Below are 25,530 nucleotides of genomic sequence, written 5' to 3' on the forward strand. Positions count from 1 at the left end.
GGGTTTCATCCCTCGGTTGCCTTCAACAATACCTCTTCAGTGATCAGCAGATCGTCGTCAAGGGTGCGGTCCGACTTGAGGCCCAGCTTTGCAAGCGCACCATGATAGCCGCGCACGGCCTCCTCCGAGCCGGCATTGCCATCGGCCACCGCGCGAAGCCACGTCACGAGCGATGGTTGATGTTCCGCGGAATTGATCTTGCGGCCGAAGAGCGCCAACCGCGCACCATATTTTTCCGCCTGCCGCACAAGCTCGAACGTATCGCGCAAGGTCCCGGAGCCGCCGCCCAGGATGCCGACGACGAGACTGGGATCGTAGGAGGCAAGCTCTTCCATCGCTGCCGGGCCGTTATAGGCGACCTTCAGGAATTGCGGACGCTCGGCCCGCGTGAGCCCGGCGAGCGTCCGCGCGATGCAGTCGTTGACATAGGCGCCCGTCTCGGCGCTGGAAAAGCCGGTGGGCATGTTGGGGTTGAAGACTTCGAGGAAGTAGTCCTTGCCGGCCGCACGGATATCGCGGCGGAAGGTGCCGAAGGCCTCCAGCGAGGCGAGATCGGCATCCGTGTCATTGTTGAAGGTTATCGAGTAGAGACACAGATCCGCCGGCGCGAGCGTGAGATCAGCCGAGCGGAAAGGGCGCGATGGCGCTTCGCGGTAACGGCAACCGCGCATGACATTCCATACATCGGTCGTATCATTGCCCCGGAATGCCGGCTTGATGCGGCTTGCTGCAAAGGCTCCACGTGTCTGCAACAGTTCCATGTTGGAGGCAGATGTCAGCATGATGTCGACCAGATCCTGCGCAATCAGCGCCTCGATCTCGGCGACGAATTCCATCCGCGTCCGGTGCCCACCCGGCCGGCCATCGTTGCCGCGGCGCAGGCCGGCGGTGGGAATACCGCCCGACATGTCTGCGTCCTTGGCATCGGCGAGAATGAAATCGCCCTTGCGATATTCGCCCGCGAGAATGCGGCCGATCTTTTCCTCGTAACGTGTTGTCGTCATAGTCATACCTTTCAGAAACATGCCGTCAGCCTGCCTTGCGCAGCGAGCGGCCCGTCTCCTTTGAAAACACATGGATGCTGGCGGGTTCGATGGAAAAGCTCACCGGCTGGCCGGGTTCGAGTGTCCGGAACGCCTTCGTGACGAAGGACATTTCCTGACCATCGACATCCACGATGACCTGCGCCTCGCTGCCCATGTTCTCGACAAGAATGATCTTGCCGGAGATGGCATTCAGATCGCCTTCAGCGGCAAGATCCATCTTCGAAGGGCGCAGGCCCACTTCGACTTTTGCGCCATGCTGCAGCCCGTCAAACTCGCTGGCAGGCACTTCCAGGCGGATCGAGCCGGCAACAAGCGACACGCTGCCGCCATCGCGGCTCACCACGCAGCCACGGAAGTTCATGGCGGGCGACCCGATGAAATCGGCGACGAAGCGCGTGGCGGGACGGTCGAAAATCTCCGACGGCGTGCCCTGCTGCTCGATGGCACCGGCGCGCATCAGCACGATCCGGTCGGCAATCGTCATCGCCTCCAGCTGATCATGCGTCACGAAGATCGTCGTCGTCTTCAGGTCCAGATGCATCTTGCGGATCTCGGTCCGAAGCCTTTCGCGCAGCTTCGCGTCGAGGTTGGACAGCGGCTCGTCGAAGAGAAAGAGCTTCGGCGTCTTGATCATGGCGCGCGCCATGGCCACACGCTGCTGCTGTCCGCCAGACAAGTTTTTCGGCTTGCGCTGCAGGAAGCTCTCAAGCCCCAGAAGCCCGGCGACATGCTGGACGCGGCGCGCGATCTCTGCCTGCGGCACCTTTTGCCGGCGCAGACCGAAGGCGATATTCTCCTCCACCGTCATGTGCGGATAGAGCGCATAGGACTGGAAGACCATGGCCACGCCGCGCTCGCCCGGATGGAGATGCGTGACGTCGCGATCGCCGATGCTGACCGTGCCGCCGGTAATGTCCTCAAGCCCGGCGATCATGCGCAGCATGGTGGACTTCCCACAGCCGGAGGGACCGAGGAAGACGACGAATTCATGATCGGCAATGTCCAGGTTGAGGTTCTCGATCACCGAGTGACCGCCGTAGGACTTGCGGATGTTGACGCAACGAATGTTTGCCATGATGACCTTCCTATCTCCGGGCCGGCTTCATCATGCCGTTGATGAAGCTCATCAACAGGCCGATGAAGACCAGCGGAGGAATAACGAGAATGACGGTGGAGGCGTTGATGACGCCCCACGGAACTTCTTTGCCAAGCGAGGTGATGGAGGCGGCAACGACGGGCAGCGTGGCATTGCCGGCGGCAAGCGTCAGCGCCAGAAGCAGCTCGTTCCAGACCAGCACGAAGGTGAAGACCAGCGCGCCGAACAGCGACGGCATGGCAATTGGAAGCGAGAACTTCAGGAAGATCTCGCCCGGCCCGCAGCCTTCCATGGCAGCAGCCTCCTCGATCTCCTTGGGAACGCGCTCGAAGGCCGGCACGGAGAGCCAGATCACTGTCGAGATCGTCGTCACCAGATACACGAGGATGAGACCCGCCAGCGTGTCGTAGAGGCCGAGGTCGAGATAGAGCACGATGAAAGGAATGGCGATCGCCACCGGCGGCATGAAGCGCAGCGACAGCACGAAGAACTGCAGATCGCCCTTCAATGTCCTGACATGGCGCGCCAGCGAATAGGCGGCGGGAACGCCAAGCAGAGCGCCGATGATCACCGATGCGCCGACCACGATTACGGAATGGCCGAGCCCCTGCCGGATCGAAGGGTTTTGCAGGATGGTGACGAAGTTTTCGAGCGTCGGTGAGAAGAACAGTTTCGGCACGGGCGTGACGATATCCTTCAGCCGCTTGAAGGCGCCGAGAATGGTCCAGAGGATCGGCGTCAGCGCGACGAAGACCATGAGCGCCAGAAAGATTCTGGCAAGGGAGCTGCGGATCAGACGGACCATTTGCGGATACCTCTCCAGATCAGGGTGAAGACGATCGTCGTCAGCACAAGCAGCAGGATCGACATGGCCGAGGCATAGGAAATGCGCCCGCCGAGATTGATGCCGGCCTGATAGGCGTAGAGATCGAGCGTTTCGGTTGCCGTGCCGGGGCCGCCGCCGGTCATCACGTAGATGAGATCGAAGGAGCGTAGCGATTCCACCGCCTTGACCAGCGCTAGGCTGATGATCGGCGCCTTCAGCATGGGCAGAGTGACGAAAGCGTGGATTTCCCAGGTCCTAGCATTATCAAGCTGCGCCGCCTCAATCGGGTCGCGGGGGAGCGTTTCGAGCAGTTTCAGCATGATGACGGTGAAGAACAGGCCCCATTGCCAGATATCGACGATGGCCACCGACATGAGAGCCAGGGACGGGTCGGCAAGAAATTCGACGGGACCGAGACCCGTCAAACCGACGAGATAATTGATGAGACCGAGCGAGGGGGAATAGAGAAAACGCCAGATGAAGGCGGCCGCGACGCGGGGCAGGAGAACGGGCGCGAGGAACGCAAAGCAGATCAGATTGCGGATCCAGAACGACTTGACCGTCTCGAAAATGAGGACGGAGAGCAGCGTCGCCACCACGAGCGAGCCGACCACCGTGACGATTTCCCACGTCGCAGAAATCTGGAGCGCATTGAGAAAACGCCGATCCGACAGCAGGCGCTGATAGTTGTAGAGCCCCGCGAAATGATAGTCCGGATAGCGCAGCGAGCGGTCCATGACCGAGAAATACAGAGCCCCGGCGATGGAGATCAGCGCCAGAATGGCGAGCACCGCAAAGCCCGGCGTCAGCGTCCAGAATAGGAAACGTCGATTGTTCATAACGTGCTCTTTGGATGGAGGGTTGCGGCCGGACCGGTGACCGTGCCCGGCCGCAAGGGTTACTTATTTCACGCGGCGAAGTGCGTCCTCGGCCTGGAAGGCCACGTCGTCGAGCGACTGCTGGATGTCCTTTTTCGTGCCGGTGAAGATTTCTTCGAGTGCCAGTCCCAGATTGTCGCCAATTTCCGGCCAGGCGGGGCTTGCCATGATCAGGAGCTTGGTGCGCGAGCCGGTTGCCAGCAGCGCCTCGATATACTCGGCCGGCACGGCCTTCTTGAAGGCGTCGCTCTGCAGTGTGGACTTGCGGCCGATATCCGATGCAACACCGTCTTTAAGGCGGCGCTGCTCCATCTCTTTCGACGTGGCCCAGCCAACGAAGTCACCCGCAACCTTGCGGGTGCATTCGTCCTTGGCGCCGCTCTTGGAGACGGCGAAACCATGGCCCCAACCGGCAGAACCGAGCGGCTCCGGCGGCGACATGTAGCCGACCTTGCCCTTGACGGCGGACTTGTCCGGATCTTCCATCCACGGGCCGAACACGTCGGACTCGATGAGGAAGGCGACCTGGCCGCCGCGGAAGGCTTCAACCGAATCCGACCAGTTGAACGTGCCCACGCCCGGAGGCGCATAATGCATCAGGTCGAGATAGAGCTTGGTCGCTGCAACACCCTTGTCGGAGTTGAAGATCGGCTTGCCGTCCTTGTCCTGCCATTCGCCGCCAAGGCCGCGGAAGAAGGGGGTCCAGCGCCAGACATTCATGCCCGAGCCGCGCTGGCCGCGAGCCGACCAGCCATAGAGCTTCTTGCTCGGATCGTTGACCTTCTTGATGTCCGCGACCAGCTCGTCCAGCGTCTTCGGCGGCTTGAGGCCGGCCTTTTCGAGCACGTCCTTGCGATACATGAGAATGTCGCCACCGCCGACGAGCGGGGCAAAATACTGCGTGCCCTTGAAGGTCGCGACATTGCTCAAGTCCGAACGGAAATCGGCGATGTCGTATTCCTTGGGCAGAACATCGGCGAGCGGGTAGAGCCAGCCGGCAGTCGCATATTCCGGCGTGTTGGCTTCGTCCACATAGTAGACCTGATAGGCACCGGCGCCCGTCGAGGCGTCAAGACGCGCCTTGGCACGGCGCTCGTTTTCGCCGAGCAGGTTGATCTTGACGGTGGTCTTCCATTTCGCATTGAACTCGCCGAGATATTTGTCGAGTTCGGTCACCGAGGGCATGCCCTGCGCGATCACGTTGATCGCGGGGACCTTGCCCACGCAGGCGTCGTCAGCGGCAAGCGCCGCCCCCGACATGGTAAAAAGGCTTCCAGAGAGCAGCAGTGCAGATTTCAGTCTCATGATTTTCCTCCTCCAAGACTGTCAGACTTCAGTGTTCGGCTGATGGGTCGAAGAGCCCCGCCAGCCGTCGATCAAGGCGAAGAAATTCGCCATATCGTTCGTCGTAGAAATCGCGCAGATGCGAGCGCGGCGCGGCGGTGCGCTCGACACGGCACATCGCTTGCGCTGCAAAGACGAGATCAGGATAGTGGCCGGTCGCCACGGCCGCGCACATGGCAGCCCCCAGCGCCCCGATCTCCTCGCCTTCCGGCACTTCGACCGGCAGGCCACAGATATCGGCAAACACCTGAGCCCAGACGGCGCTTTTTGATGCACCACCGGCTAGCCGGATCTTTTGCGGGCTCTGCGGCGCGACATAACTCACGACGTTTTCAGCATGGCGTCGGTGCTGGAAGGCAACGCCCTCGTAGATCGCCCGCAACATCGAGCCCTGATCATCGCTGTTGGTCATTCCGACGAATGCGCCCCGACGCGGTGCAGGACCACTGACGAAAGGCATGAAGTGGCAGCGCCACGCTTCGACAGGGCTCTCTGCGACGAGCGCGTTTGCCTGCCTCACATCGACGGACGACCCCAGCGCGCGGCTCAGATACCAGTTCAGGTTTGCCGCCGAAGTTGGGCTGCCGTCGGCGAGAAGGCGGCAGGCACGGTCGCGATGGATCATATTGAGGATCGGCGGCCGCTTCATTATCGGCGCGCGCGTCTCCACCGCGTTAATCGACCAGGTGCCGGCAATCATTGTGAGGGTATCGGCGCCAACCGAACCCGCGCCCAGCACGCAGGCGCTGACATCCATCATCGCCGCGACGACGGGCGTGCCCGCGATCAACCCCGTTTCATCGGCCGCTTCGTGCGAGACATATCCGGCAATACCCGAGTTTTCGACAATCTCGGGGACACGGCTTGCCAGTTCCGGAATGCCCGCAGCCTCGAAAAGCGCCTCGCTATAGGCCCCACGCGCCAGATCGAGCATCCCGCCGCCGCTCGCATCCGTCGGATCTGTGGTGGCGGCACCTGTCAGCCGCATGCGAAGGAAATCCTTGCAGGCCAGCGCCCAGCGGGTGCGGCGAACGACGTCCGGTTCGTTACGGGCAAGCCAGACGAGCTGCATGAGCGTCTGGCCGCCCCAGATCCGGTGACCCGTGATCGCTTCGATCCGCTCCGCCGTGCCGTCACGCTCGAACGCATCGACAATGCCTTGCGCACGATGGTCGACGGAGACGATGCCATCGCGCATTCCCCTGCCCTCGGCATCAACGAGAAACACACCATTGCCAAAACCCGTGCAGGCAACGGCCGCGATGCGATCAGCCGCAATCTCGGCCTTCGTCAATTGACGGATCGCGGTGGCCGTGCCGCGCCAGAAGGCTTCCGGCTCGCGCTCCACCCAGCCGTTTTCGCGATGGATCGTGACAACTTCGATGCTGCGCTGGGCAACAAGCCGCCCCGTCAGATCAAAGACTGCAGCCTTGACTGCCGTGCCGCCGGCATCGATGGCGAGAAACAGATCAGCCATGGCAGCGCACTCCCTGCGGACCCTGCTGGCGCGCTGCAAATGAAAGCACAGGGTTGTTCAGGCAGTGGGTGATTTCGCTTTCGGCCCAATCCATTGACTGTCCGCGCTCATGGGCCAGGAGATGCCCTAGTTCCTGCACCAGCAAGGGCGTGCATTCGCCGTCGAGCGCTATCTGGGAGCGCCGGAAAATCAGGTCATCGAGATGGATGGCCGCGCGAGCGCGGATCAGCCAGACGATCTCGTTGCGCGTGAAGCTCGGCAGGTTCGCAAGCGGCTGATCGGGCGTTTCGGCGCAGAACGCAGCGACCCGCTCGGCAATGGCGCCATATCGGGAATAGAGGTTCGCTGCCCTTTCCATGGACATGTTGAAACGGGCCGCCAGCGATTGCCGGGCGCGAGCCAGGCTCATCTCGTCGCGCGGAAAGCCGATCGCGCCGGGATAATCGCGACCCGCGGTGCCCGTTCTGCGCGTGACATCGAGGTGCAGGAATATCTGGTCGGCGGCCCGTTCGCCAAAAGCGCGGAAGGTCGTCCACTTGCCGCCGATCAGGGACAGAAGCGGGATACCCCTCTCGATACGGTCTTCGGCGAGACGATGGTCACGGTTGGCTCGATTGGCATCGGCGGAGCCGCCGGCCTGCAGGGGCCGGATGCCGGTCGTCATGAAGACGATGTCCTTCGGTCCGATCTCGATGTCGTCGAACAGGCTCGAGATCGAACGCGTCAGATAGGAAATCTCCTGTGCGGCGATCGTATCGTCTGAGGGATCGGTCACCGTGATTTCGGTCGTTCCCAGCAGGACCGTGCGATCGAGCGGATAGGCAATGACCATGCGGCCCGTTCCATCATCGAAATAGAAGGCGCGGTTGGCCATGCGGTCGAAAAGCGCATCGTTGCGGATCAGAAGATGGGCGCCCTTGACCGGGCGGACATATTTTGTCGGGCAACCCAGCGCCGCGTTGACCTCATCGACCCACGCGCCGGCCGCATTAACAACGACCTTGGGGCGGATGGATCTGCTCAAACTAGTATCGCCGACGGTGATCGTGAATGCGCCGCCGCCGTCATAACGCCAGTTGGCATGGTTGAGCGCCGCGCTTTGAGGCTCGACCGTCAGCGCTTCCTCGATCATCTCCAGCACCAGCGCTTCCGGATTGCGGATGCGGGCATCGAAATAGCTGACAACCGCCTTGTAACGCCGCGCCAGCCCGCGCGGAAACTTTCCCCGGGCGAGGACGGTCTTGTGGCGCGGAAGGGCGCGGCCCTCGCGTCCGAGATACTCATACAGCGTGAGAGCGATCTTAAGCCCGGCCGTGCTGAAGGTGCTGCCTTTCCAGTCGAATCCGAGGAAGCGCAGGATCGAACCGGGGAGCCCGCGCAGGAATGTGGGGAGCGGCACGGCCACTTCGAGCGGGCGTGTAAAATGGGCAGCATGATTGAGCAGCCGGTTACGTTCGCGGGCGGATTCAGCGACGAGCTTGAATTCCCGGTTCTCGAGATAGCGCAGACCGCCATGCGCCATACGCGAAGAAGCGCCCGTCGCGCCACGGCAAAAGTCGCCAGAATCGATGAGAAGTGCAGACACGCCATTCAACGCCAGTTCTCGAAGGACTGCTACGCCGTTCACGCCACCGCCCAAAATGAGCACGTCAAAACCCTCGCCGGACGCAAGCCGCGTCAGGCTTTCCTCCCGAATTCGCATAGTATCTCCCATGGCACTCAACGAGGCCCTTCAGGGCCCTCAGTGCATCTGCGGACACATATAGCCAAGGATTTTTATAAAAGTCAAACGCGATTTACTTTTATAAATTCGCAGGTGTTTCAAACATGCGCCACGATGGCTTAGACCGGACCAAGAGACCGCTCCGTGTGCGCTGCCTCAAATGAGAGCGGGGCCAAACGGCGCTCCGCAGTGACACAAAACATGAAGGGTTAACGGTTGGGTTAGAACTGGTCGCAGAAAATAGACCGACGATCACTCTCAACACTACAACAGACAGTGCGCTGATCCCACTCGTAGACAGAGCGCCTTCTGGGGCAAGTAAGATGGCCAGGATCGAAGTGACGACCCGCGCGCAAGGTGCGGCCAACAGGATCCGAGCGCGGAACTGCACAGAGGAATGAGCCGGCTTGCCGCGCCGGATAACTGTTCCGGTGACGGTTTTCGGACGCCATCTAAATCATTGAAAGTTAAGCATTTTGCATGATTGGCTGGGGCGCCAGGATTCGAACCTGGGAATGCCGGTACCAAAAACCGGTGCCTTACCGCTTGGCGACGCCCCAATGCCGTTCTCACTTTCCGCGTCATAGCGACGTGAACCGTCGTGATGCGCAAAGCAGATTTGCGGAGCGCTCTTAGCAAGAAGTCGCGGGCACGGCAACGCATATTCGTCTTATCCCTGCGATGTGAATGCGGTGTTGCCGGCAAGGCTTTGCGGGGTCGGCAAATCGTTTATAAGGAGGCATGAGCGACGATCTTCCGAAATTCGAACTGCAATTCCAGCCCGCCTATGGCGAAGCCATCGAGGTTGCGCCCGGCATCCGGCGGCTCACGGTCAACAATCCCTCGCCTTTCACGTTTTACGGCACCAACAGCTATATCGTCGGCGACCGTTCCGTCTGCGTGATCGACCCCGGCCCGGACGATGAGGCGCATTTTCAGGCGCTGATGCAGGCGCTGGAGGGCCGAGAAGTCACGCATATTGCCGTCAGCCATACGCACAAGGATCACTCGCCCCTGGCGCGCCGGCTGAAGGCCGCGACGGGCGCGCTGATCGTGGCGGAAGGTCCGCACCGTCCGGCGCGGGTGCTGCATGACGGCGAGACCAACCCCTTTGCCGAAAGTTCCGACATGGATTTCGTCCCCGATATCGCACTTGCCGATGGCGGCGTGATCGAGGGCGACGGCTGGGCGCTTTCGGGGATTGCCACGCCCGGCCATACGGCCAACCATATGGCGTTTGCGCTTGAGGGCACGGGCGTCGTCTTTTCGGCCGATCACGTGATGGCCTGGGCGACCTCGATCGTTGCCCCGCCTGATGGTGCGATGGCGGATTTCATGGCCTCGCTGGAGCGCCTCCTGCAGCGCGACGACCGGCTTTATCTTCCCGGCCATGGTGGGCCCGTCACCTCGCCGGCCGCCTTCTGCCGCGGTCTGCGAACGCACCGGCGCATGCGCGAACGCGCCATTCTGGAGCGGATCAAAGCCGGCGACAGGCGGATTGCCGACATGGTCAAGGCGATCTATCGCGACACGGATCCCAGGCTTCACGGCGCAGCCGCCCTGTCGGTACTCGCCCATCTGGAAGATCTGACAGAACGCGGCCTGGTTGCGACCGACGGCCCGGCGCGGCTATCTGGCATATATGTCCCATCCTGACAAAGCCGCCCTTCAGGCTTGAGAAGCCAAGCTCCACGCGCTTGTGGAGGGGCTCTTTGCGCCGCAACATAAGCGTGAGTTAGAAAAGCCTTAGCCAAGCTTCACATAATATTCTTATCCTCGCATATGCAAAGCTATGGGGGGATACATGGCGAAGCTCTCAATCTGCGTGCCGTCACGAAACCGGCAATTCTATTTTCAGCAGACGGTGCGCGCGCTTCTTGAAAGCCCGCGGTCCGATGTGGAATTTGTCTTTGCTGACAATTCCGACGATGCGTCCATCATGGCCGATTTCATGACGGAATTTGCGGACGACCCGCGCGTCGTCTTCCTGGCGTCGAAGTCCTGCGTTCTTTCCATGCTCGACAATTGGGAGCGCACGGTTGCGGCAGCCACCGGCGATTGGGTCACCGTCATCGGCGACGACGACTATGCCGATCCGGAACTTGCCGCCCTGCTGACCCGGATGGATGCGGCCCATGCCGGCATCGAGGCGGTGGACTGGCGCAAGCTCGACTACTTCTGGCCCGCCGAGGGCGTGGCGCGCAGCCATATCAAGATCGAGCCCAATTCGGACTTCGTCATCATTCCAAGGACGCGCCTTTTCGAACGCTACTTTCTCTGGGAAGGGGCGACATGCGTGCCATCGGTCGGCTATTCCATCTATCATTCGGCAGTTTCCAGGCCCTTGCTCGAACGGATCCGCCAGCGCTTTGGCGGCACCTATTTCGAACATCCGACCGTGGACTATGACAGCGCGACCAAGGTCATCCTGGAGGGCCGGCATTTTGCCTATACAAGCCGCCCCTTTTCAGTCCATGGCCGCAGCCCGCTCAGCTGTTCGGGTCTGATGATGGCAGGCCTTCAGCAATTGCGCCGGAAGAATGTGGAATTCATGCAGGAGCTCGGACGCGACATCCGCGACGAGGTCGATGCGGACGCGCCATTCGACTACCGGCTGGGCGTCACCGGCTCGATTTTGCAGACGGTGCGCTGGATCCTGCGCAGGTATGGTATCGTCATTGACGGATGGCAGGAAAATTTTGTCCGCGCCTGCGCGGAGAATTGCTATCTTTATGTCGATTCGGAGCAATTCCACCAGCTTGCGGACAGCTACAGAAGCGCGATTTCGAACTGGGAAGGCGGCCGTTACTTGGCTTTTTTCAACCCGCTATATAGCCCGAAATTTGAAGGCGAGCCATTTACGGGCGTAAACGGCTCGATCGTCTATGTGCTTGACGACGTGAGGATTTTCGAGACGCCATCTGAGCTTTACGGCATCGCTAGCGCCATGTTCGAGGCCCCCGATGACATGGTGCTTGCGACCGACCATTCCGGCCTTTCGGCGGTCGCGCTTGCCCTGCGGCAAGCGCTTCTCGATCCGCCCGCACCGGCCAACGGCACTGCCACAGGACTGTGTGCATGAGGCCGCGTCTCTCCATCTGCGTCCCGTCGCGCAATCGCCAGACCTGGTTTGCCCAGACGATCAATGCGCTGCTGGAGAACCCGCGCGGCGACCTGGAATTCGTGTTTGCCGACAATTCCGACGACGCCACGATCATGGCCGACGTCATAAAGGCGCATCGGGACGATCCACGCGTCGTTTTCCTGCCGCCCGGCCCGACCGTCTATTCCATGGTGGACAATTGGGAACGCACGGTCGCAGCCTCTTCCGGTGACTGGGTGACGGTCATCGGCGACGACGATTATGTCGACCCCGATCTGGCCTCGGTGCTGACGAAGGTGGAACTGCTGCTGCCCGACGTGGAAGCCTTCGGCTGGGGCTATGCGAGCTTCAACTGGCCGGACTGCGTGGGTGCGCCGGATACCAATGTGGCGCTCGAGCTGACGCATCATTTCGTCGAGATGCCAAAGGAATGGCTGCTCCGCCGCGCCTTTCTGTGGGTCGATGCCACCACAGCGCCGACGCACGGGTTTTCCATCTATCATTCGGCCCTGTCGCGACGGCTCATCGAAAGGATCCGCGAGCGGTTCAAAGGGCGCTATTTCGAGCATCCAACCGTCGATTTCGACTCCAGCTTCAAGTCCGTGCTGCTAGGCAACCGCTTCGTCATGTGGCAGCGGCCGCTGTCGATCCACGGTGTGTGCCCGCTTTCGATCTCCTCCATTGCATTCGATGCCAAGAACATCCGCACCGCCAATGTCACCGTCATGGCGGAGATCGGACGCAATTACTTCAACGACCCGACGATGGAAGGCCTGCCATTCAGGGTCGAGATGGGGGTGCCTGCATCGGTGCTCGCGACACAGCAATGGGTCAAACACAGCGCCGGCTTCGCAATCGACGGATGGCAGGAGAATTTCGCGCGCTGTTGCGCCTATTATTGCTCGCGCTTTCCAAGCCGCGAGGATTTCGCATACATGACCGACATCTACCGAACCGCCTTTGCACAGTGGGAGAACGGGCGTTATGCGCATGCGTTCAATCCGGTCCATCTGGACCTGCCGGTCAATTACGGCGCCTTTTCCGGCATCAAGGATGGCAAGATCTATCTGAACAACCGCAATACCGGCGCGCAGACGCCGCGCGACATGTATGACGTGATGTCAGCGATGCTCCCGCCGCTTGAGGATGTGGTGATCGATCAGACCCTGCTGCGGCGCCCTGCGGACGCTGCCCCTGCAACGCCACTTGCGCTCCATGCTCAATCGTCGGAGGAGCCGAGCATTGCCTCATCCAGCGCCTTCAGAAACGCATCGGCAATACCCGCCGAAACGCCGAGATCGGCGCGGCCGTAACGGGCGGCGACGCGAATGTCGGCCAGCGTACTGTCGCCGGCCTCGCGAGCGCGAATGACGACATCATAGGGGAAGCCCGTGATGCGATCCGTTACCACGCCCTGAAAGACGGCGACCGGGATTTGCCGCTTCGGCTGCATGGCACCCGGCACGACAATGACGCTCGGCCGGCGGCGCGGGACGGGAATGCCGCCCAGAACTTCCGGCTGGGCCGGCTCATCTTCCCGCTCGCGCAGGTCGGAGGGAATGTTTTCCTCGATGAACTTGATGCGCCGGTCGCCCGCGGCCAGGCGGATCGCCTTCACGACCCGATCGATCGAGGCGTCATACCGGTGGGTGATCAGCCCCGGATAGGCCGTATATTGCGTCTGGCGCATGGCCGCGTCGGCGGGTGGACGCGGGCCGAGCCAAAGCTGGTCATAGCGCGCCTCCTTGATCCAGGCGGGCGGATCGGTGAGATCGCTGCTCACCTCGTAGATCGGGGGGTGCGAATGGTAGAGCCAGCCGGCATAGGCGCCGGGCAGAAGCACGGGAACGGCAAGCAGCACCGCAGCGACCGAGGATTTTCCGCCTTGCGCACCGACCCGCCACAGATTGACCAGCCCGACCAGCGCCAGCAGAAGCGCCACGACCGCAAGGGCGCAGGCCGCCAGATACAGAACCAGAAAATGGACCTCCAGAACCGGCCCGAAACGCGTCGCAAGCCAGGAGGCCACCATGAGCATGAGCGCGAACAGCGCGATCCGCCGCGACCAGAAAGCGGCATGGGAGACGGGCCTCAGATATTCGATCGCCATGCTTATCTCGCTGTGGTGCCGGTGACGGCCTGCGCGGCGGCCAGACGGGCAATCGGCACGCGGAAGGGCGAGCACGAGATATAATCGAGCCCGGTCTGCTCGCAGAAGCGGATCGAGGCCGGGTCGCCGGCGTGTTCACCACAGATGCCGAGCTTCAGATCGTTGCGCGCCTTGCGGCCGCGCTCGGAGGCGATCTTGATCAGTTCACCGACGCCGTCGAAATCGAGCGAGGAGAACGGATCCTGCTCGATGATGCCCTTGCGCTTGTAGGTGGTCAAAAAGCTGCCGGCATCGTCGCGCGAAATGCCGAACGTCGTCTGCGTCAGGTCGTTGGTACCGAAGGAGAAAAATTCGGCGGCTTCGGCGATCTCCTGACCGCGAAGCGCGGCGCGTGGCAGCTCGATCATCGTGCCGACGAGATAGTCAATAAAAACGCCGGTTTCCTCGGCCACCTTCTTGGCGACATTGTCGATGGCGGCCTTCACATAGTCGAGCTCGGTTCTGAGCGAGACGAGCGGCACCATGATTTCCGGCACGACGGCAGCACCGGTGCTTTCGGCAGCCTTGACGGCGGCCTCGAAGATGGCGCGTGCCTGCATCTCGGCAATCTCGGGATAGGAGATGGCGAGGCGACAACCCCGATGGCCGAGCATGGGGTTGAACTCGTGCATGTCCTCGATGCGGCGAAGGAGCTTGTCTTCATCCAGGCCGACGGCAGCAGCCGTCTCCGCGATGTCTTCGCTCGCCTTGGGCAGGAATTCGTGCAGCGGCGGATCGAGCAGCCGGATCGTGACCGGCAGGCCGTGCATGATCTCGAACAATTCGATGAAGTCGGAGCGCTGCATGGGGAGCAGCTTGGCAAGTGCCGCGCGGCGGCCATCCTCGTCTTCCGCCAGGATCATCTCGCGCATCACATTGATGCGGCCCTCTTCGAAGAACATGTGTTCGGTGCGGCACAGCCCGATGCCTTCCGCGCCGAAGGAACGCGCGCCCCGCGCATCGGCGGGCGTGTCGGCATTGGAGCGGACGCCGAGGCGACGGATCGCATCCGACCACTCCATGATTTCGGCGAAATCGCCCGAAAGCTCGGGCTGGATCATGGACACCTCGCCATTGATGATCTGGCCGAGCGAGCCGTCGATGGTGATGAAATCGCCCTTCTGGAGCGTCACGCCAAACCCGGTCAGTGTGCCGGCCGTGACATCGATGCGCAGGCCCGACGCGCCAGCGACGCAAGGAATGCCCATGCCGCGCGCAACGACGGCCGCGTGGCTGGTGACGCCGCCGCGAAGCGTGAGGACGCCTTCGGCGACATGCATGCCGTGCACGTCTTCCGGGCTCGTTTCGGTCCGCACCAGAATGACCTTGCGACCCTCGCGATAGAAGGCGACGGCGTCTTCAGAGGTAAAGACGATTTCCCCCGACGCAGCGCCCGGTGAGGCCGGCAGGCCGGTACCGATGATATTGCGTTCGACAGCGGGATCGATGGCCGGATGCAGCAGCTGTTCGAGCGAAAGCGGATCGATGCGGGCAATCGCCTCCTCGCGGGTGATCAGCCGTTCTTCGACCATTTCCACCGCGAGCCTGAGGCTTGCCTTGACGCTGCGGCGCGCCGGCCGCGCCTGCAGCACATGCAGCTTGCCGTCGTCGACGGCGAATTCGATATCCTGCATGTCGCGATAATGGGCCTCGAGCCTGGCGGCGACATCGCGCAATTGCGCATACGCCGCCGGCAACTGCACCTCCATCGAGGTGACGCCGGCATTGCCGTTGGCATGCGCACGACCGGAGATCGGATAAAGCTTGCGCTCGCCGAGTGCCAGTTCGCTGCCTTGCGAATTCGGCAGATAATCGCCGAAGAGCATCTTTTCGCCGGTCTCCGGATTACGCGTCAGCACGATACCGGAGGCAGACGCCGCGTTGCGATTGCCGAAGACCATGGCCTGCAGGTTCAGCGCCGTGCCCCACTCCACCGGAATGCCATGCAAGGCGCGATAGGCGCTGGCGCGGGGTGCAAGCCACGCCTGATAGGTGGCGGAAATGGTAGCCCAGAGTTGTTCGCGCGGGTCTTGCGGGAACGCCTCGCTCATTTCCTCGAAAATGAGCTCCTTCATCGCCGAAACGATGGCAATCAGGGCTTCGGCATCGAGATCAGTATCGAGGCTGACGCCGCGGGCGCGCATTTCGGCCTCGGTCAGATCCTCGAAATAGCCGCGGTCGAGCCCCATCACGGCATCGCCGAAACTGCTGATGAAGCGGCGGTAGCAATCGTAGGCAAAGCGGCGGTCGCCGGTCTCTTCTGCGAGCGCCTCGACCGTCTCGTCATTCAAGCCGAGATTGAGGATCGCTTCGATCATGCCGGGGATGGGGACCCGGGAGCCGGGTCGCACTGCCAGAAACAGAGGCTTCTTCGCACCGCCGAGGGTCCGACCGGACATGCGCTCGATTTCAGCCACGGCCTGATCAATCTGCCTGGGCAGGGATTCGGGAAAATGCCGCTGATGCTCGGCATACCAGGTGCAGGCGGGGGAAATGATGGTCGCGCCGGGCGGCACAGGCAGACCAAGAGCCGCCATTTCGGCGAGATTGGCGCCCTTGCTGCCCAGAATGTCACCTTCGCCGGCACTGCCTTCAGACTGGCCGTTGCCGAACGTATAGACCCATTTCCTCATTCTCGCCTACCTGCTCCCCTCCCTCCCCGAGCGGCGCTCCCACGCCGGACTCACCTCGAGTGGACAGACACTAAAGTATGGCTATGAAAAAGGAAACGGGAAGTTGGCCATAATTTGTTGCAGCGCACAAATCGGGGGAAATTCGTGCGCTGCCGGCGCCTCGTCGCGGACATCGAAATCGATTTTCGCAAGACACGAAGCGAAGCTTTGTCAGTGAGAGCGCCATGCCTCCGTGTGGACGCATGGCGCTCCAAGGTCACGCCGCTGCATCTACAATGACATGCGGCAGGCCTTGGGAGCAGGTTTCGATGCGGGCATCGATACGATAGGTTTCGCGCAGCATGCGTGCCGTCACGATGTCGCTCGTGCGGCCGCAGGCGACGAGACGGCCATTGGCGATGACGAGCGTCTGGTCGCAATAGCGCAGTGCGTGATTGAGGTCGTGGATGGCGATCAGCACCGCCATGCCGCGATTGGCCGCGAGCCGGCGCATGAAATCCAGAACCTCGATCTGGCGGTGCAGGTCGAGCGCCGAGGTCGGCTCATCCATCAGCAGCACTTCCGGATTGCGGGCGAGCGCCTGGGCGATCGCCACCAATTGCCGCTGGCCGCCCGACAGTTCACCGAGATTGCGGAATGCGAGATTGGCGATGTTGAGGCTTTCCAGCAGCCGGTCGATTTCGGCCAGGTCATTTTCCCCTACACGCCACCCCGCACCCTGGCGCGAGGCGAGAACGATGGATTCGTAGACGGTCAGAACCGCGTTGGCCCCCGTATCCTGGGGCATGTAGCAAATGCCGTCTCGGCCGCGCCTTGAGCCGTCGAGCGTGACCGCACCATCGCCCTTGATGAGGCCTGCAATGCGTTTAAAAAGTGTGGACTTTCCAGCGGCATTGGGGCCGACAACGGCGGTCAGGCAACCGCCTTCCAGCTTGCCGGTCGTGATTCCATCGAGAATACGGGTTCGGCCATAGGATGCGCCGAGATTGTCGAGCGCCAAGCTTACCATGCGCGCCGCCTCTGGGTGAAAATGAGCGAGAAGAAGAAGGGAACGCCAACCAGCGCCGTGATCACGCCAATGGGCAGCACCGCGCCGGGGATCAGGATCTTGCTGACGACGGACGTTGCTGAAAGGAGCAGCGCGCCGCAGAGGATCGACCCCGGCAGGAAGAAACGCTGATCCTCGCCCACCAGCATGCGGGCAATATGCGGACCGACAAGACCGACAAAGCCAACGGTGCCGACGAAGGATACGGGGATGGAGGCCAGCAGGCTGATGATGATCAGGGCTTCCAGTCTCAACCGGCGGACATTGACGCCGAAGCTCGCGGCCTTGTCGTCGCCGAGGCGGAGCGCCGTGAGCTGCCAGGCCTGACGGGCAAAAAGCGGAACGCAGACGACGAGGATGGCAGCCGTGACTGCAACCTTGATCCAGGTCGCCTTGGTGAGCGAGCCCATGGTCCAGAAGACGACGGCGGCGAGCGCCTGTTCGGACGCCAGATATTCCATCAGCGAGAGCGCTGCATTGAAGGTGAAGACGAGCGCGATGCCGAGCAGCACGATCGTCTCCACCGTGACGCCTCGCAGGGTCGAGACGCCATAAATGAATAACGAAGCAACCATCGCCATGACGAAGGCATTGATCGGCACCATCAGCTCGACTGCGCCGGGAAACAGCGCCACACCGCCAACGAGACCGAGGGCCGCCCCGAAGCCGGCAGCGGCCGAGATGCCCAGCGTGAAGGGGCTTGCGAGCGGATTGGCGAGGATGGTCTGCATCTGCGCGCCGGCGAGCGACAGCGAGGCCCCGACCGTGATCGCCATCAGCGCGATCGGCATGCGAATATCCCAGATGACGACACGCAGCTGCTCGGCGGCGGCTGCGGGATGGGCAATTGCCGACGCGACATCGGCAAGCGTGTAGCGGGCCGGGCCCAGCGACATATCAAGCGTAAAAGTGAAACAGAGCGCCAGAGCGATCCCAACGAGAATCAGGATCCGACGCATAACGAGTGCGCGGTACTGACCGCGCCCCGTCTCAAGATGTGAAGTCGATGTTTCGGTGGCGATCGTCGCCATGTCTCTTGTCCTCGTCATTCCGTGGCATCGTCAAGCGACACGAAGTAGCCACTACGATACTCGACCGGCAGGAAGCGCTTATGCAGTTCGGCAAAGGTTGCCTCCGGGTTCAGGTCCTTGAAGAGATCGGGATGCAGCCACTTGGCGATCTGCTGGATGGCGACGAACTGATAGGGGTTGTTGTAGAACTGGTGCCAGATGGCGTGGACATTGCCGTCCTTGACCGCCTTGATGCCGGTGAAAGCCGGGCGCTGCATGAGGGCCGCGAGCTTCTGGCGCGCCTTCTGCTTGTCAGCGCCGGCGCCCATGCCGACCCACTTGCCGCCCGGGACATAGGCTTCCCAGTTGGCGCCGGTGACGATCACCTGATCGGGATTGGACGCAATGATCTGCTCGGGGTTTACCGTGCCGAACGTGCCGGGAATGATGTCCTTGGCCAAATTGATACCGCCAGCGAGCTCGACCATTTTGCCGAAATTCTCGTTGCCGAAGGACATGCAGCAATCATCCGAATAGCCGCCGGCACGCTCCATGAAGACGAGCGGCTTCTTGACGTCCGGATGTTTGGCGAGAACGTCCGTCACCTTGGCGATTTCGGCTGCGCGGAACTTGATGAAATCCTCGGCGCGGGCCTCCTTGCCGAAAAGCTTGCCGATCAGACGCATGGACGGCTCGGTGTTCTCCATCGGCTTTTCGCGGAAGTCGACATAGACGAGCGGAATGCCGACCTTGGCGAGCTTTTCGATATAGCCGCTTTCTTCCGTCGCCGATTTGGCGTCGATGTTCATGATGATGACGTCCGGATGCAGCGCGACCGCCTGCTCGACGTCGAACGTGCCGTCCTTCATGCCGCCAAAGGTCGGGATTTTAGCCATCTCGGGGAACTTCTCGAGATACTCGTTGTAAACGTCGAGATCGGCCCGCTTGAAGTCGTCGCGCCAGCCGACGATGCGCTTGAAGGGAGCGTCGGCGTCGAGTGCCGCGGTGAAATAGATCTGCCGGCCCTCGCCCAGAATGACATGCTCCACAGGGAGCGACACCGTGACCTTGCGGCCGGTGATGTCGGTCACTTCCGTCTTCTCGCCGGCAAAGGCGGGATAAGAAAACAGGACGAGCAAAGCAGAGGCGGCAAGACCCACCTTGTTGAAATATTTCATCTTTACAACCCTAAAACTGTCACTTGAAGCCGCCAGTTTATCTTGATAAATGCGATCATGTTTTGACTAGATATGTTGATAATATCCGTCAAGAATTATCTTTTGGAACGATTCCAGACTGCAGGTGACGAGATGGAAAAGACGATGGGCGGGCAAATGGAGGGGGCAAATTTTTCCCTTCGCGACGAGATCAAGGCCTATTGGTCCGCCCGCGCCGCGACCTTCGACGAGCAACCCGGCCACGGGATTTTTTCCTTGGAGGAGCAGCATGCCTGGGAACGGCTTTTCACCCGCCATCTGGGCAACGGTGAAGGCCGGAAAGCGCTGGATCTGGCGAGCGGCACCGGCGTCGTATCGCATCTTCTCGACGGCATCGGCTTTGACGTGACCGGTATGGACTGGGCGGAGCCGATGCTTTCGCTTGCCCGCGCGAAGGCCAAACGCAACGGCCGCCCCATCCGCTTCGTCATGGGCGACGCCGAAAACACGATGGAGCCGGACGAGAGCTATGATGTGATCACCAACCGGCATCTCGTCTGGACACTGGTCGATCCCCAGGCGGCCTTCATCGAGTGGCATCGTGTGCTGAAGCCAGGCGGCAAGGTGCTTGTCGTGGATGGCGATTTCGTCAATCCGGGGCCGGCGGCTAAGCTTGCGAAGAAACTTGCGGCCTTCGCAGCACGTCTGGGCCTCGCCCGCGACAAGCATCATGGGGCGGCAACGCCCGACATGGTGGCGACGCATCAGAGCATTCTCTCCCGCGTCTATTTCTCGCAAGGCGCCCGCGCCGAGGCGGTGGCAGACCTGCTGAAACAGGCGGGCTTCGCGACCGTGGTCATCGATACCGACATGCGCGCCATCCACAAGGCACAACGGAAGAATTTCAGCTTCTTCAAGGGGCTGGAGCGCGCCACCCAGCACCGCTATGCCGTGGTGGCGACGAAGGCGAAGTGATAGGCTCCTTCTTGATTTTAAGAAGGATTCGCACTGCATGTCACGGACCGTTCTGGCCCTCACATTCGCTCTCGTTGCCGCCTCGCCTCTCGGCGCTCAGGAAGCTGGCGGCTGGAAGCCCACGGAAAAGATCGAGCGCTACGCCATTTCCGGTCAGAGCGAACTCGATCTCTACAAGTCCATCGGCGACAAGGGCCCGATGGTGCACGGTGGCAAGGTGCGCGCCATTGCCTACACGGATTTCAAGCTGACCTGGACGCGGCGTTACGAGAACGACGCCAGCGGCGGCTGCCGGATCGCCGAGAACACGCCGAACGTCACCATCATCTACCGCGTCCCGAAACCCGCTGGAAGGCTTACGCCTTCCGTGAAGGCACGCTGGGACACGTTCGAGGCGGGCATCGAAACGCATGAGCGCCAGCACGGCCGCTTCATCATGGAAATGGTCCGCCGGATGGTGGCGGAGACATCGGGCTTGAGTGCGGCAAACGATCCGTCCTGCAAGAAGGTGCGTGCGGAGCTGACGCGGCGGCTCGGTGCGGCCTTCAAGGAAAAGAGCGGCAAGGATGCGGCGTTTGACAAGGCCGAGATGGGTGATGGCGGGACTGTGCGGCGGCTCGTGATGACGTTTGTTTATGGGGATCAAATCCTGCGTTGACGACAGGATCAGGCTGCCTCGATCTCACGAATGGCTGCCAGTTCATCCGCCAGACGTTTTGAATCCACCTTCAGTTCATAGGTCGATTGAAGGTTCATCCAGAATTCCGGAGAGGTCCTGAAGAACTTGGCGAGCCGCAGTGCTGTGTCGGTGGTAATTCCCGATCTCTCGGCCACGATGCGCTCGATCCGCGTGCGGGGAATGTGAAGCTGCTTGGCCAGGGCATAAGGCGTCATTTCCAGCGGCTCCAGATAGAGCTCCCGCAGGATTTCACCCGGATGGATTGGGGGCAGATGGTCGGCCGGTTTCATCGCAACACCTCAATGATAGTCAACGATTTCGACGTCACTTGGTCCTTGCTGCGTCCAGACAAAGCAGATGCGCCATTGCTTATTAATCCGGACTGAATATTGCCCTTCCCGATCGCCCCAGAGCTTTTCAAGGCTATTGCCCGGTGGAGAGCGAAGATCTTCAATGGAGGTTACGGCGTCCAGAACAGCCAAGAGCTGTTGTGCGCGCCGAACCAATTCCACAGGTAACCCCTTGCGGACCGTCCCGTCGGCCACGGCTGCGGTTTGCCTGTCCTTGAACGAAACGATCATTCGACCAATCCAGATATCTTGGTATCATTGCGCGATACCAATCTAAGGTCAAGCGCATGGGGCTACTTATCTGAGGGTTTCGGAATTTCCTCTGCCGGATTAGGAACCGGCGACTTCTGGCATACCGCGCCGCGCCAAAAATCTGAGCCAAGAGCATCACCAGCCGGCGCGGCGGGATCGTGAAACAGCTCACCCGCATCCCTGCTTCGGCGAAGCTCTCTCAGCGTTGTCGTTCTCACCTCTGGTCGCTTCATCCTCACACCGCCTCGCGCAGCTGCTCCGCCGTCTGCAAGTCCACCGAGACGAGCTGCGAAACCCCCTGCTCGGCCATTGTCACGCCGAAGAGGCGGTCCATGCGGGCCATGGTGATGGGGTTGTGGGTGATGACGACGAAGCGGGTTTCGGTGGAGGCGGCCATTTCGTCCATGAGGTTGCAGTAGCGCTCGACATTGTGGTCGTCGAGCGGCGCGTCCACCTCGTCCAGCACGCAGATCGGCGCGGGGTTGGTGAGGAAGACGGCGAAGATGAGGGCGAGCGCGGTGAGCGCCTGTTCGCCGCCCGACAGCAGGGTCATGGTCTGCGGCTTCTTGCCGGGCGGGCGGGCGAGGATTTCGAGGCCGGCTTCCAGTGGGTCGTCGCTTTCGATGAGCTGAAGTTCGGCCGTGCCACCGCCGAAGAGATGGGTGAAAAGGCGCTGGAACTGCGCATTCACCACATCGAAGGCGGCCACAAGCCGTTCGCGGCCTTCCTTGTTGAGGTTCTGGATCGCGGCACGCAGCTTGCGGATGGCATCCACCACGTCGTCGCGCTCGCGGATCAAGGCCTTGAGCCGATCCGAGAGTTCCGCCTGCTCCTCCTCTGCGCGCAGGTTGACGGCGCCCAGCCGCTCGCGCTCGACGCGCAGGCGGTCGAGTTCGATCTCCACATTGCGCGGATCGGGCAGCGGCGCGCCATGCGGCCGGCCGGTCAGGCGGAAGACGTCGTGCGGCTCGATCTGAAGCGTGTGGCGGATGCGGTTTTCGACATCCTCGCGGCGCTCGCGGGCGGAGACCAGGCGCTCCTCGGCGCGGCCGCGCTTTTCGCGCGCTTCGGCCAGCGCCGAGAGCGCCATGGCGGCGGCCTGATCGGCATCGCGGCCGGCGGTTTCGGCGAGCACGAGGCGGTCGGCGGCGGCCTTGCGGGCAGCGTCTGCCTTCACCAGTTCATCGAGCAGGCGGCGGCGCTTGTCGTCCAGTTCTTCCGGGGCGTCCTCCAGCCCTTCGAGTTCCTCGCGCGATTCCTCGCCACGGGCTTTCAGCGCTGCAATCTGGGTTCGCGCATTGGCGGCGCGGGCGGTCCAGGCGGAACGTTCCTGCGCGATGGCACCGATGCGACGGCGGCGCATGTCGTTTTCGCGGGCGAGACCGTCATGGGCGGCGCGAGCCTCAGCCAAGCGACCGCGACCGGCGGCGACATCCGCCTGCGCCTGCGCAAGCTTCAGATCGAGGCTGGACAGGTCTGGCGTGTCGGCAATGGCTTCGCGCGCCTCGTCCTCCTGAACCTTCAGATCCTCGATCTCGCCCTTCAGGCGCTCGACATTTTCGGCCAGCGTATCGCGGCGGCGGGCAACCTCGAGGGCGGCGCGCTCGGCCTTGGAGAGCGTATCGCGCGCCTCGACGAGACGGCGCTGGGTTTGGCGCTCGGCCTCGCGGGCGTCGCGCAGCTGCGCTTCGGTAAGCGCGACGGTTTGGGCGGCGGCGCGGTGCGCGGTCTCGGCGGTCAGCAGGGCCTCGCGCGCAGCGATGATCTCATAGGCAAGCGCGGCCAGCCGGTTCTTCTGTTCGAGGCGGAGAGCGGCGGCACCCGGCGCATCGGCTCCCGACACGAAACCGTCCCAGCGCCACAGCGCGCCATCCTTCGAGACCAGCCGCTGGCCGGGCTTGAGGAGAGCCTGCTTGGACGCCCCCTCGCCTGCAGCCACAACGCCGACCTGCGCCAGACGGCGAGCGAGTTCAGCAGGCGCGCGGACGAAATCGGCAAGCGGGCGAATGCCGTCGGGCAGCCCCGGGTCGTCCGCGGCATTCAGCGATGTGCCCCAGTGGCGGGCGGCACGGACGTCGGCGGGGGCGTCGATATCTTCGCCGAGCGCCGCGCCCAGAGCGGTTTCATAGCCGCGATCGACGGAGAGAAGATCGGCGACGGGCGTGAAGTCTCCCCCAGCGGAGCCTGCCTCCAGCATGCGCTCGATGGTACGGGCTTCTGTTTCCAGACCGTTGAGGGTCTGGCGGGCGTTTTCAACGCCACGGCGGGCTTCGGCCTCGCCTTCTCGAGCGGTACCGAGAGCATCTTCGGCCGCAGCAATCGTCTCGGCGCTGTCTTCCAGCATCGCCTCCAGCTCGGCCACCTCTTCGCGGTGCGTGGAGGGATCCGGCATTTCGGCAATGGCGCACTCGGCGGCGTCGAGATCGCGGGTAGCATCCTGCAGTTGCCGGGTCAGGCGGCCGGCACGTTCGGTCAGGTCGAAGAGCCAGCGTTCCATCTGCTGGCGCGAGGCGGCGGCCTCGGCGCGCTCGGCGGTCAAGGCGGAGAAAACGCTTTCGGCCTCGGCCAGATCCCCGCCGGCCTCGGCCACGGCAGCGGCCAGTTCCTCGGCGCGCTCGGCAGCGCCCTCCACTTCGGCGGCAAGGTCTGCTTCTTCGGCATCGAGTTCGGAGAGGAAACGGGCATTGTCTGCCAGCAACTGCTCTTCGCGGGCGATGTCGCCGGAAAGCTGGAGCAGACGACGCTCCAGCTCGTCGCGGCGGCGGGCCATGCGGGAGGCTTCCTCCTCCAGCTGGGTGCGGGCGATCTGCAGGCGTTGCAGGGCAGCGGCGGCGCGGGCTTCTTCATCGCGCAATTCCGGCAGATGGAGCCCGGCGACGGCTTGGTTCTTCGCCATCTCGGCCTGCGCCTGCGCGCGTTCGGCGACGATGGAGGTCACCTCGTTCAGCGCAGCGGTCGCTTCCGTCTCGGCGTGTTTCGCGTCCGTCCACTGGATGTGATAGAGCATGGCATCGCGGGCGCGGATATCGGCGGAGAGCTGCTTGAAGCGGGTCGCCTGACGGGCCTGGCGCTTCAGGCTGTCGATCTGGCTTTCGAGTTGTGCCGTCACGTCGTCGAGGCGTTCGAGATTGGTTTCGGCGGCGCGCAGCCGAAGTTCCGCCTCGTGGCGGCGCGAATGCAGGCCGGAAATCCCGGCGGCCTCTTCCAGCAATTGCCGGCGCGCCTGGGGCTTGGCCTGAATGAGTTCGCCGATGCGCCCCTGCCCGACCATGGAAGGCGAGCGCGCGCCGGTCGAGGCATCGGCGAAGAGTAGCTGCACATCCTTGGCGCGGGCTTCCTTGCCGTTGATGCGGTAGACCGAACCCTGCTCGCGCTCGATGCGGCGCGTCACCTGGATCTCGTCGGCATCGTTGAAGGCGGCCGGCGCGGTGCGGTCGGAATTGTCGAGATAGAGACCCACTTCCGCCGTGTTGCGCGCCGGGCGGTTGCCGGAGCCGGAGAAAATGACGTCGTCCATGCCCGATGCGCGCATGTTCTTGTAGGAATTTTCCCCCATCACCCAGCGGAGCGCCTCGACAAGGTTGGACTTGCCGCAGCCATTGGGGCCGACAACGCCGGTAAGGCCGGCTTCGATGACGAATTCGGAGGGTTCGACGAAGGACTTGAAGCCGAGGAGGCGGAGCTTGTTGAATTTCATGGGGCGCACCCCACAGGAAAAGACCCCTCCCCAACCCTCCCCACAAGGGGGAGGGAGAGGAACGCGCAGCACCTGCCGCGTTCTCTC

20 protein-coding genes and 1 tRNA gene are annotated in these 25,530 nt (G+C 62.4%); 5 read left to right on the plus strand and 16 right to left on the minus strand.

Features of this window, described 5'->3' with window-relative positions:
* Positions 1-5: 5 nt before the first annotated feature.
* The 8 genes from LQK83_RS17325 to LQK83_RS17360 all read right to left on the minus strand — a co-directional run bounded on the left by LQK83_RS17325 (position 6) and on the right by LQK83_RS17360 (position 8,950).
* Positions 6-1,004 (minus strand): hypothetical protein, encoded by a 999-nt coding sequence (locus tag LQK83_RS17325; RefSeq protein ID WP_230838654.1) that lies wholly within the window; start codon positions 1,002-1,004, stop codon positions 6-8.
* Positions 1,005-1,029: 25 nt separating this feature from the next.
* Positions 1,030-2,121, minus strand: coding sequence for an ABC transporter ATP-binding protein (locus tag LQK83_RS17330; RefSeq protein ID WP_230838655.1), 1,092 nt, complete (start codon positions 2,119-2,121; stop codon positions 1,030-1,032).
* Between the two features lie 10 nt (positions 2,122-2,131).
* On the minus strand, positions 2,132-2,947 hold the full coding sequence (locus LQK83_RS17335; RefSeq protein WP_230838656.1) for a carbohydrate ABC transporter permease: 816 nt from the start codon (positions 2,945-2,947) through the stop codon (positions 2,132-2,134).
* The gene (locus LQK83_RS17340; RefSeq protein WP_230838657.1) at positions 2,935-3,807 is read right to left on the minus strand and encodes a carbohydrate ABC transporter permease; all 873 of its coding nucleotides are present in this window, start codon (positions 3,805-3,807) and stop codon (positions 2,935-2,937) included. The genes LQK83_RS17335 and LQK83_RS17340 overlap by 13 nt, the downstream gene beginning before the upstream one ends.
* Positions 3,808-3,870: 63 nt before the next feature.
* Positions 3,871-5,151, minus strand: a complete 1,281-nt coding sequence (locus tag LQK83_RS17345) for an ABC transporter substrate-binding protein (protein WP_230838658.1) — start codon at positions 5,149-5,151, stop codon at positions 3,871-3,873.
* 28 nt (positions 5,152-5,179) lie between these two features.
* Positions 5,180-6,667 (minus strand): FGGY-family carbohydrate kinase, encoded by a 1,488-nt coding sequence (locus LQK83_RS17350; RefSeq protein ID WP_230838659.1) that lies wholly within the window; start codon positions 6,665-6,667, stop codon positions 5,180-5,182.
* Positions 6,660-8,369: a glycerol-3-phosphate dehydrogenase/oxidase gene (locus LQK83_RS17355; protein ID WP_230838660.1), complete on the minus strand. Its 1,710-nt coding sequence runs from the start codon at positions 8,367-8,369 to the stop codon at positions 6,660-6,662. Before LQK83_RS17355 ends, LQK83_RS17350 begins: the two co-directional genes overlap by 8 nt.
* A gap of 506 nt (positions 8,370-8,875) precedes the next feature.
* A tRNA-Gln gene (locus LQK83_RS17360) sits at positions 8,876-8,950 on the minus strand.
* 181 nt (positions 8,951-9,131) lie between these two features.
* On the opposite strand from LQK83_RS17360, the gene LQK83_RS17365 reads away from it, so the two are divergent.
* The 3 genes from LQK83_RS17365 (at position 9,132) to LQK83_RS17375 (ending at position 12,806) form a co-directional block, all read left to right on the plus strand.
* On the plus strand, positions 9,132-10,046 hold the full coding sequence (locus tag LQK83_RS17365) for an MBL fold metallo-hydrolase (RefSeq protein WP_230838661.1): 915 nt from the start codon (positions 9,132-9,134) through the stop codon (positions 10,044-10,046).
* Positions 10,047-10,194: 148 nt separating this feature from the next.
* A complete protein-coding gene (locus tag LQK83_RS17370; RefSeq protein WP_230838662.1) occupies positions 10,195-11,472 on the plus strand; it encodes a glycosyltransferase family 2 protein in 1,278 nt (425 codons plus the stop codon).
* Positions 11,469-12,806, plus strand: a complete 1,338-nt coding sequence (locus LQK83_RS17375) for a glycosyltransferase family 2 protein (protein ID WP_230838663.1) — start codon at positions 11,469-11,471, stop codon at positions 12,804-12,806. Before LQK83_RS17370 ends, LQK83_RS17375 begins: the two co-directional genes overlap by 4 nt.
* Here the strand turns inward: LQK83_RS17375 and LQK83_RS17380 are convergent.
* From LQK83_RS17380 to LQK83_RS17400, 5 genes are all read right to left on the minus strand, one after another.
* On the minus strand, positions 12,713-13,603 hold the full coding sequence (locus LQK83_RS17380; RefSeq protein ID WP_230838664.1) for a DUF1499 domain-containing protein: 891 nt from the start codon (positions 13,601-13,603) through the stop codon (positions 12,713-12,715). The two genes, LQK83_RS17375 and LQK83_RS17380, sit on opposite strands and share 94 nt — an antisense overlap.
* A 2-nt stretch (positions 13,604-13,605) precedes the next feature.
* Positions 13,606-16,275 carry a pyruvate, phosphate dikinase gene (gene ppdK / locus LQK83_RS17385; protein WP_230838665.1) on the minus strand — a complete coding sequence of 890 codons (2,670 nt, stop codon included), beginning with the start codon at positions 16,273-16,275 and terminating at the stop codon, positions 13,606-13,608.
* Positions 16,276-16,531: 256 nt separating this feature from the next.
* Entirely contained in the window at positions 16,532-17,284 is a 753-nt protein-coding gene (locus LQK83_RS17390; protein WP_230838666.1) for an ABC transporter ATP-binding protein, read from the minus strand.
* Positions 17,278-18,354 (minus strand): FecCD family ABC transporter permease, encoded by a 1,077-nt coding sequence (locus LQK83_RS17395; RefSeq protein ID WP_230838667.1) that lies wholly within the window; start codon positions 18,352-18,354, stop codon positions 17,278-17,280. The genes LQK83_RS17390 and LQK83_RS17395 overlap by 7 nt, the downstream gene beginning before the upstream one ends.
* Positions 18,355-18,368: 14 nt before the next feature.
* Positions 18,369-19,511, minus strand: coding sequence for an ABC transporter substrate-binding protein (locus LQK83_RS17400; protein ID WP_230838668.1), 1,143 nt, complete (start codon positions 19,509-19,511; stop codon positions 18,369-18,371).
* A gap of 132 nt (positions 19,512-19,643) precedes the next feature.
* Between LQK83_RS17400 and LQK83_RS17405 the strand changes: the two genes are divergently transcribed.
* Together LQK83_RS17405 and LQK83_RS17410 are read left to right on the plus strand one after the other, a co-directional pair.
* The gene (locus tag LQK83_RS17405) at positions 19,644-20,465 is read left to right on the plus strand and encodes a class I SAM-dependent methyltransferase (protein WP_230838669.1); all 822 of its coding nucleotides are present in this window, start codon (positions 19,644-19,646) and stop codon (positions 20,463-20,465) included.
* A 37-nt stretch (positions 20,466-20,502) separates the two neighbouring features.
* Positions 20,503-21,123: a DUF922 domain-containing Zn-dependent protease gene (locus tag LQK83_RS17410; RefSeq protein ID WP_230838670.1), complete on the plus strand. Its 621-nt coding sequence runs from the start codon at positions 20,503-20,505 to the stop codon at positions 21,121-21,123.
* Positions 21,124-21,131: 8 nt separating this feature from the next.
* Here the strand turns inward: LQK83_RS17410 and LQK83_RS17415 are convergent, their stop codons facing one another.
* From LQK83_RS17415 to LQK83_RS17425, 3 genes are all read right to left on the minus strand, one after another.
* A complete protein-coding gene (locus LQK83_RS17415; protein WP_230838671.1) occupies positions 21,132-21,434 on the minus strand; it encodes a HigA family addiction module antitoxin in 303 nt (100 codons plus the stop codon).
* A gap of 9 nt (positions 21,435-21,443) precedes the next feature.
* A complete protein-coding gene (locus LQK83_RS17420) occupies positions 21,444-21,725 on the minus strand; it encodes a type II toxin-antitoxin system RelE/ParE family toxin (RefSeq protein ID WP_230838672.1) in 282 nt (93 codons plus the stop codon).
* Positions 21,726-21,981: 256 nt separating this feature from the next.
* Positions 21,982-25,443: a chromosome segregation SMC family protein gene (locus LQK83_RS17425; protein WP_230838673.1), complete on the minus strand. Its 3,462-nt coding sequence runs from the start codon at positions 25,441-25,443 to the stop codon at positions 21,982-21,984.
* Between the last annotated feature and the right edge of the window lie 87 nt (positions 25,444-25,530).

This window comes from Rhizobium sp. C1 (assembly GCF_021026335.1).
GTDB lineage: Bacteria > Pseudomonadota > Alphaproteobacteria > Rhizobiales > Rhizobiaceae > Ensifer_A.

Excerpts from the sequence above, each read along its gene's own strand:
- LQK83_RS17330 (WP_230838655.1), bottom strand. The coding sequence starts at position 2,121 with ATGGCAAACATTCGTTGCGTCAACATCCGCAAGTCCTACGGCGGTCAC.
- LQK83_RS17380 (WP_230838664.1), bottom strand. The coding sequence starts at position 13,603 with ATGGCGATCGAATATCTGAGGCCCGTCTCCCATGCCGCTTTCTGGTCG.
- LQK83_RS17410 (WP_230838670.1), top strand. The coding sequence starts at position 20,503 with ATGTCACGGACCGTTCTGGCCCTCACATTCGCTCTCGTTGCCGCCTCG.
- LQK83_RS17390 (WP_230838666.1), bottom strand. The coding sequence starts at position 17,284 with ATGGTAAGCTTGGCGCTCGACAATCTCGGCGCATCCTATGGCCGAACC.
- LQK83_RS17395 (WP_230838667.1), bottom strand. The coding sequence starts at position 18,354 with ATGGCGACGATCGCCACCGAAACATCGACTTCACATCTTGAGACGGGG.
- ppdK (WP_230838665.1), bottom strand. The coding sequence starts at position 16,275 with ATGAGGAAATGGGTCTATACGTTCGGCAACGGCCAGTCTGAAGGCAGT.
- LQK83_RS17340 (WP_230838657.1), bottom strand. The coding sequence starts at position 3,807 with ATGAACAATCGACGTTTCCTATTCTGGACGCTGACGCCGGGCTTTGCG.
- LQK83_RS17345 (WP_230838658.1), bottom strand. The coding sequence starts at position 5,151 with ATGAGACTGAAATCTGCACTGCTGCTCTCTGGAAGCCTTTTTACCATG.
- LQK83_RS17355 (WP_230838660.1), bottom strand. The coding sequence starts at position 8,369 with ATGCGAATTCGGGAGGAAAGCCTGACGCGGCTTGCGTCCGGCGAGGGT.
- LQK83_RS17420 (WP_230838672.1), bottom strand. The coding sequence starts at position 21,725 with ATGATCGTTTCGTTCAAGGACAGGCAAACCGCAGCCGTGGCCGACGGG.
- LQK83_RS17405 (WP_230838669.1), top strand. The coding sequence starts at position 19,644 with ATGGAAAAGACGATGGGCGGGCAAATGGAGGGGGCAAATTTTTCCCTT.
- LQK83_RS17425 (WP_230838673.1), bottom strand. The coding sequence starts at position 25,443 with ATGAAATTCAACAAGCTCCGCCTCCTCGGCTTCAAGTCCTTCGTCGAA.
- LQK83_RS17325 (WP_230838654.1), bottom strand. The coding sequence starts at position 1,004 with ATGACGACAACACGTTACGAGGAAAAGATCGGCCGCATTCTCGCGGGC.
- LQK83_RS17375 (WP_230838663.1), top strand. The coding sequence starts at position 11,469 with ATGAGGCCGCGTCTCTCCATCTGCGTCCCGTCGCGCAATCGCCAGACC.
- LQK83_RS17365 (WP_230838661.1), top strand. The coding sequence starts at position 9,132 with ATGAGCGACGATCTTCCGAAATTCGAACTGCAATTCCAGCCCGCCTAT.
- LQK83_RS17335 (WP_230838656.1), bottom strand. The coding sequence starts at position 2,947 with ATGGTCCGTCTGATCCGCAGCTCCCTTGCCAGAATCTTTCTGGCGCTC.
- LQK83_RS17400 (WP_230838668.1), bottom strand. The coding sequence starts at position 19,511 with ATGAAATATTTCAACAAGGTGGGTCTTGCCGCCTCTGCTTTGCTCGTC.
- LQK83_RS17415 (WP_230838671.1), bottom strand. The coding sequence starts at position 21,434 with ATGAAACCGGCCGACCATCTGCCCCCAATCCATCCGGGTGAAATCCTG.
- LQK83_RS17370 (WP_230838662.1), top strand. The coding sequence starts at position 10,195 with ATGGCGAAGCTCTCAATCTGCGTGCCGTCACGAAACCGGCAATTCTAT.
- LQK83_RS17350 (WP_230838659.1), bottom strand. The coding sequence starts at position 6,667 with ATGGCTGATCTGTTTCTCGCCATCGATGCCGGCGGCACGGCAGTCAAG.